Annotated in this window: 5 protein-coding genes; 2 read left to right on the top strand and 3 right to left on the bottom strand. The window is 67.1% G+C overall.

What is annotated here, in order from left to right; translation table 11 throughout:
- Nucleotides 1-74: 74 nt before the first annotated feature.
- Together ACPCXD_RS03565 and ACPCXD_RS03560 are read right to left on the bottom strand one after the other, a co-directional pair.
- The gene (locus ACPCXD_RS03565) at nucleotides 75-1,247 is read right to left on the bottom strand and encodes an alkane 1-monooxygenase (RefSeq protein WP_423658855.1); all 1,173 of its coding nucleotides are present in this window, start codon (nucleotides 1,245-1,247) and stop codon (nucleotides 75-77) included.
- A gap of 214 nt (nucleotides 1,248-1,461) precedes the next feature.
- Nucleotides 1,462-1,665: a cold-shock protein gene (locus ACPCXD_RS03560; RefSeq protein ID WP_016695928.1), complete on the bottom strand. Its 204-nt coding sequence runs from the start codon at nucleotides 1,663-1,665 to the stop codon at nucleotides 1,462-1,464.
- A 166-nt stretch (nucleotides 1,666-1,831) separates the two neighbouring features.
- Here ACPCXD_RS03560 and ACPCXD_RS03555 point away from each other — a divergent pair, with 166 nt between their 5' ends.
- Nucleotides 1,832-3,088 carry a pyridoxal phosphate-dependent aminotransferase gene (locus ACPCXD_RS03555; protein ID WP_229565645.1) on the top strand — a complete coding sequence of 419 codons (1,257 nt, stop codon included), beginning with the start codon at nucleotides 1,832-1,834 and terminating at the stop codon, nucleotides 3,086-3,088.
- A gap of 328 nt (nucleotides 3,089-3,416) precedes the next feature.
- A complete protein-coding gene (locus tag ACPCXD_RS03550) occupies nucleotides 3,417-4,706 on the top strand; it encodes a YibE/F family protein (protein WP_016695926.1) in 1,290 nt (429 codons plus the stop codon).
- 1 nt (nucleotide 4,707) lies between these two features.
- Here ACPCXD_RS03550 and ACPCXD_RS03545 read toward each other — a convergent pair whose 3' ends face one another.
- Nucleotides 4,708-6,132 carry a DUF7159 family protein gene (locus ACPCXD_RS03545; RefSeq protein ID WP_229565648.1) on the bottom strand — a complete coding sequence of 475 codons (1,425 nt, stop codon included), beginning with the start codon at nucleotides 6,130-6,132 and terminating at the stop codon, nucleotides 4,708-4,710.
- Nucleotides 6,133-6,182: the final 50 nt, after the last annotated feature.

The raw sequence follows: 6,182 nt of genomic DNA, 5'->3' as shown, positions 1-6,182 counted from the left end.
TTATCTCCCCGGGCGCGCATGATCCGCACGGGTGTGCGCATCACAGAAACGGCGCAGTCTCCCCGACACGACGCCTAATTCCGACCACCGTATCGTGCCTGAATCGCCGTTCGTTTCTCAGGCCGCATGTTGATTCGCGACAGATCGTGTCCGTAGTGCTCGAGCAGTCGCGGGTCCATTATCCGCCGCCACAGGGGTGGGAACAGAGCCAGGATGATCAATACCGCGTAGCCGGCGGGCAGCTGCGGCGCCTGCGGCATCGAGCGCAGGGTTTGGTAGCGGCGCAGCGGGTTGGCGTGGTGGTCGCTGTGTCGCTGCAGGTTGTAGAGGAACAGGTTGGAGCACACGTGGTTGCTGTTCCAGCTGTGCTGGGGCTGCACCCGTTCGTAGCTGCCGTCCGGGCGCTTCTCGCGCAGCAGCCCGTAGTGCTCGAGATAGTTGGCACCTTCGAGGAACATGATCGCCATGACGGCCTGGACGACGAGCCACGGGGCGATCGACCAGCCGAACACCGCGATGAGCACGGCATAGAGGACGACGCTCAGCGCCCACGCGTTGAGGATGTCGTTGTGCCGCACGTTCCAGAACGACATGCCGCGACGCTCGAGCCGGCCCTTCTCGTAGCGGATGGCGGAGCGGAGGCTGCCGAACACCGAGCGGGGCAGGAAACGCCAGTAGCTCTCGCCCATGCGGGCGGTGGCCGGGTCCTCCGGGGTCGCGACGCGCGCGTGGTGTCCACGATTGTGTTCGACGTAGAAGTGGCCGTAGAACGACTGGGCGAGGGCGATCTTCGCGAGACGCCGCTCGATGGTGGTGCGCTTGTGCCCGAGTTCGTGTGCCGCGTTGATGCCCACACCGCCGACGATGCCGAGCGTGGCGGCCATCGCGAATCGTTCGGCGCCGCCCATGGGTTGCGACACCCACATCCAGCATCCGAAGGCCAGGCCCGCATATTGCAGCGGGAGATAGAGATAGGTGCAGTAGCGGTAGTACCGATCGTTCTCGAGCGTCCGCATCATGCTCTCGGGTGGATTGCTCGTGTCCAGTCTCGCGAACGCGTCGACCAGCGGGCAGACGACGGCGATGACCAGTGCACCGGTGGCCCAGAAGACGCCGAGGTGCAGGTATTCGACGAGGAAATAGGCGATGAACGGGCTCAGGGGGATGACGAGTCCGTACAGCCAGAGGCGCTTCTTGGGGTCGGTCCATCGATCGTGCGTCGCGCTGCGAGGAGTCGCCGAATCCACAAACACCAATCCCCCAGGAAGGAAAAACCGTCCGGTACGAATCCCCCCGTACCGGAGAAAACAAACTGTTACCCCACGACTCGGACACACCTTACAAGCAGTACTTACCGACCGGTAGGACCTTGCGCACTGTTTGTGGTGGAGAGCACACGACGACGGTGCCGCACCCGAAGATGCGACGCCGTCGAACGCGGAATTCTCGAAAGGGTGCGACCTAGATGGTGCGCACGCCCTGAGCCTGCGGGCCCTTCTGCCCCTGGCCGATCTCGAACTCGACTCGTGCTCCCTCGTCCAGGGTCTTGAAGCCCGAACCCTGGATTTCGGAGTAATGGACGAAAACGTCTGCTCCCCCACCATCCTGCTCGATGAAGCCGAAGCCCTTTTCCGCGTTGAACCACTTGACAGTGCCCTGCGCCATACCACTTGCTCCTTGCATTCCCCCACGTCACCCCGACGTGAGGCCTAGATGGACCTCGATCATCGCACTGATCCGGACATTCGTCGCGTCTTGTTTCCCGAGTCGTTACCACGACCTACAAAACGCGGATGAAATCGTGTTGCAGCACGGTGGCACCATGTAACCCGTGACTACCGAGGAGCAAGGCCAACTTCACCATCACATCAGCCGTCGGCTCGAGCAGTCGTCGAAGCTCCGGAACGTGCTCTACGAGATCCGCGGGCCGGTGCATGCCCACGCCGCGCGGCTCGAGGCCGAGGGGCATCGCATCCTCAAGCTCAACATCGGCAACCCCGCGCCGTTCGGGTTCGAGGCGCCCGACACGATCGTGCAGGACATGATCGCGGCGCTGCCCCACGCGCAGGGCTACTCGGAGTCCAAGGGCATCGCCTCGGCCCGTCGCGCGATCGTCACGCGCTACGAGCTCGTACCGCGCTTCCCCAAGTTCGACATCAACGACGTCTACCTGGGCAACGGCGTCTCCGAGCTCATCACCATCACCATGCAGGCCCTGCTCGACGACGGCGACGAGGTGCTCATCCCGGCACCCGACTATCCGTTGTGGACGGCGATGACCTCGCTCGCCGGTGGCACCCCCGTGCACTACCTGTGCGACGAGACCAACGACTGGAACCCGGACCTCGACGACATCGAGTCCCGGATCACCGAGCGCACCAAGGCGATCGTGGTGATCAACCCGAACAACCCGACGGGCGCCGTGTACTCGCAGGAGGTGCTCGAGGGGATCGTGCGCCTCGCGCGCAAGCACCAGCTGCTGCTGCTCGCCGACGAGATCTACGACAAGATCCTCTACGACGACACCAAGCACGTCTCCCTGGCCTCACTGGCCCCGGATCTGCTCTGCCTGACCTACAACGGCCTGTCGAAGGCGTACCGGGTCGCCGGCTACCGGTCGGGCTGGATGGTCATCACCGGCCCGAAGGATCACGCGGCAGGCTTCCTCGAGGGCGTGGATCTGCTCGCCTCGACCCGGTTGTGCCCCAACGTGCCGGCCCAGCACGCCATCCAGGTGGCGCTCGGCGGCTACCAGAGCATCGAGGACCTCGTGCTGCCCGGCGGGCGCCTGCTCGAGCAGCGCGACGTCGCGTGGGAGCGGCTCAACGCCATCCCGGGCGTGAGCTGCGTGAAGCCGCGCGGAGCGCTCTACGCCTTCCCGCGTCTGGATCCGGAGGTCTACGACATCCACGACGACGAGAAGCTCGTGCAGGATCTGCTGCTGCAGGAGCGCATCCTCGTCACCCAGGGCACGGGCTTCAACTGGCCGAACCACGACCATCTGCGCATCGTCACGCTGCCGTGGGCACGCGATCTGGCGGTCGCGATCGAGCGGATCGGCAACTTCCTGTCCTCCTACAAGCAGTAGGACAGAGCCTCCGACCCCGGACCGGTAATTGTTGCCGAACAGTTATCTTGGGGCTTTCGGGACCAAAGTCCCTGGATATGAGCATGCTCTACCTACCCGATCGGACGGTTTGTCGGGTTCGTGACCATCGCCACATGTCAACCCCTCCCCAAGCCGGGGTCGGAACCAGTAATTTGTCTTATGGCACTAAGCACTACGCACTGTGCCGGGCTCCCTGATCGATCGCCATCCCCCCTGTGCGAGATCAGGTGACGGTGGCGGGGACACCCCCCCCTGCTCCCCGCCACCACCAGCCCAAACCTTCTCGCCTCTTGGCTAGCCTGTCCGGGTGAATCACGGACACGGCCATTTCAGCCACGGACACGGTCACGGCCACGGGCAGGCCGAAAGTCCCATCCCCCTCGGACCCATCGCCGCGAAGATCGTCGTCGGCCTACTGGCTGCGATCGGTCTCCTGGTGCTCTTCGGCACCGCACTGCTGTGGCCGAGCAGCCGTTCCGTGGACATCCCCGCCCCCTTCCAGACCACCGGCGGCGGCGCCGTCGTCACCGAGGCCGGGACGGTCGTCGAACAGAACACCGGACCGTGCGGCAGCCCGTCCTTCGGGCGCGTCTTCACCGGTGAGCCGTCCCCTCCCTCGAGCAACACCTTCGACTGCGAACGCAGCATCGTCGCCATCGAATCCGGTCCCGACGACGGTGCGCGGACCCTCCTCGAGGTGATCCCCGGCCCGGGTCAGCCCGAACTGCAGGCCGGCGACGAGATCCGTCTCGTCCGCCAGACCGATCCGGCGGGCGCCACCCAGTACTCCTTCTACGACTACGCCCGCGGCTTCCCGCTCGCGCTGGTGGTCGCGGTGTTCGCCGTCGTAGTGGTCGCGATCGCCCGCTGGCGCGGTCTGCGGGCCCTGATCGGCCTGGGCGTCGCGTTCGGCGTGCTGGTGGTGTTCATGCTCCCTGCGCTCCTGGACGGCAAACCCGCCGTGCCGGTCGCACTGGTCGGCGGTGCACTCATCCTCTACGCGGTGCTGTATCTGGCGCACGGCGTGAATCTGAGGACCAGTTCGGCGCTGCTCGGCACGCTCGCGTCGATGGTCGTCGCGGCCCTGTTGTCCTACGTCGCGATCCGCATGACGCACCTGACCGGTCTGTCGGAGGAACAGAACACCGACGTGCAGCTGTACATCGGGCACGTGTCGATCTCTGGCCTACTGTTGGCGGGATTCATCATCGGCTCGCTCGGTGTGCTCAACGACGTCACCATCACGCAGGCGTCGTCGGCCTTCGAACTCGCCGGCCTCGATCCCGAGTCGTCGCGCCGGGAGATCTTCTCGGCGGCGATGCGCGTGGGCCGCGACCACATCGCCAGCACCGTCTACACACTCGTCCTCGCCTACGCGGGTGGCGCGCTGCCCCTACTGCTGCTGTTCTCGGTGGCCGGGCGCTCGATCACCGATGTGATCACCAGTGACGCCGTGGCGATCGAGCTGGTCCGCGCATGCGTCGGCGGCATCGCGCTCACGTTGTCGGTACCGCTCACCACCGCGATCGCCGCCGTGCTCGCGCGTACCGACGCACCCGGACAGCAGACGGGTGGCCGGCACGCGCGACGCGCGTGACTCAGGGAAGTCGGATCTGCGGCAGCGGCGGCAACTCGATCGTCGGCAGCGGCGGCAGCGTCGGCACCGGCACTCCCAGCCCCGGGATGGTCGGAGCCGGAGCGGGCGGAGGCTCGGGGGCCGGCGGAACCGGGCGCGGCGAATAGGTCGTCGGAGCCGGCTCCGGCTCGACCGTGGTGGTGGTCGTGGTGACCTGCGTGGGCGCCACCGCCGGCGCGGGGTTCTGCCGCGGCGCACCGGTCGTCGGGGGGGTGTACGACTGGGTCGGGCTCGTCTCGTCGGTCGACGAACTCGCGAAGCCGGTGCTCAGCGCCACCCCGATGACCGCGACGACCGCGAGGGCCGTGCCCGCGATACCGGCGCCGGAGATCTGCTTGCCGCTGACCGACGGACCGCGACCGGCCAGCGTCGACCACCACGGCTTCTTCGCGTCGGCGGACTCCGGCCCGGATGCGGCGGCTGCGGTCGTCTGCGCGGGGGCCGCAGCGGCGACGACCGGGATTTGTTCGGTCTCGGCGCTGGTCGACGACGGGCGGCCCGGCACGATGCGGGTGAGGGTGCTCGCCGGCTGCGAGTTCGCAGGCTTCGCGGCGGCCATCGCCCCGCCCTTGGCGAGGACGAGTTCGGGCTCGTGCGGCACCACCAGCGGCAGTCCGAGCCACGAGCGCAGCACCTCCTGCACGAGCGGGATGTGCGCGCCGCCGCCGAGCAGGACCACGGCCTCGGGGTTGCGACCGGCACGGGAGATCACCTGGTGCACGAACTGCGCCGACGACTCGACGCACTGCGCGATGAGCGGATCGAAGGTCTCGCGTGACATGAGCACGACCCCTGCCGCGCCCGGCACGGCCACGGTCTCGCTCTGCGAGAGCTTCTCCTTGGCCTCGCGGCACTGGGCCGACAGTTCGTCGTCGGTGGCGGGGTCGTCGGGGCGCCACACACCGTTGGTGTCGAGTTGGTGGTCGCGGATCACGTTGTCGAAGACGCGGCCGCCGATGCTGTCAGTGCGTTCGGCGAGCACCTCGCGGGAGACGAGGTCGACGACGGTGACGGTGAGCCCGGCGTCGCCGAGGTCGTAGAAGACGGCGGTGTTGCTCCCGAGTTCGCCGGTGGCCTGCAGATAGGTGACGGCGGCCTCGGGTTCGGAGACGAGCAGGTAGCGGTCGATGTGTTCGACGGTCATCGCCGCACGCAGGCGCTCGGCCTGGGCCTGGTCGCGGTAGACCAGTCCGACCCGCTCGACCGGATCGCCCGCGACACCGGTCTGGAAGAGCACCCCGAGGGTGCCTGCCGCCAGCCGCGCCGGATCGTCCTTACCGGTTTCGACCACCTGGAACTGGAACCCCGCCGTCGGGGTCGTTCGATCCACCGGCCGCACCACCCGAACGGCGCTCTCCCCCACGGTCACACCGAGAATAGAACTCATCAGCCGCCTTCGACGTTGGATGCGCCAGCCGCGTCAGCTTCCCCCGGCGC

Source organism: Rhodococcus sp. AB351, from assembly GCF_049538275.1.
Lineage (GTDB): Bacteria > Actinomycetota > Actinomycetes > Mycobacteriales > Mycobacteriaceae > Rhodococcus.
The sequence above is the reverse complement of the archived record's forward strand: the minus strand, read 5'-3'. Positions and strand labels throughout refer to the sequence as shown.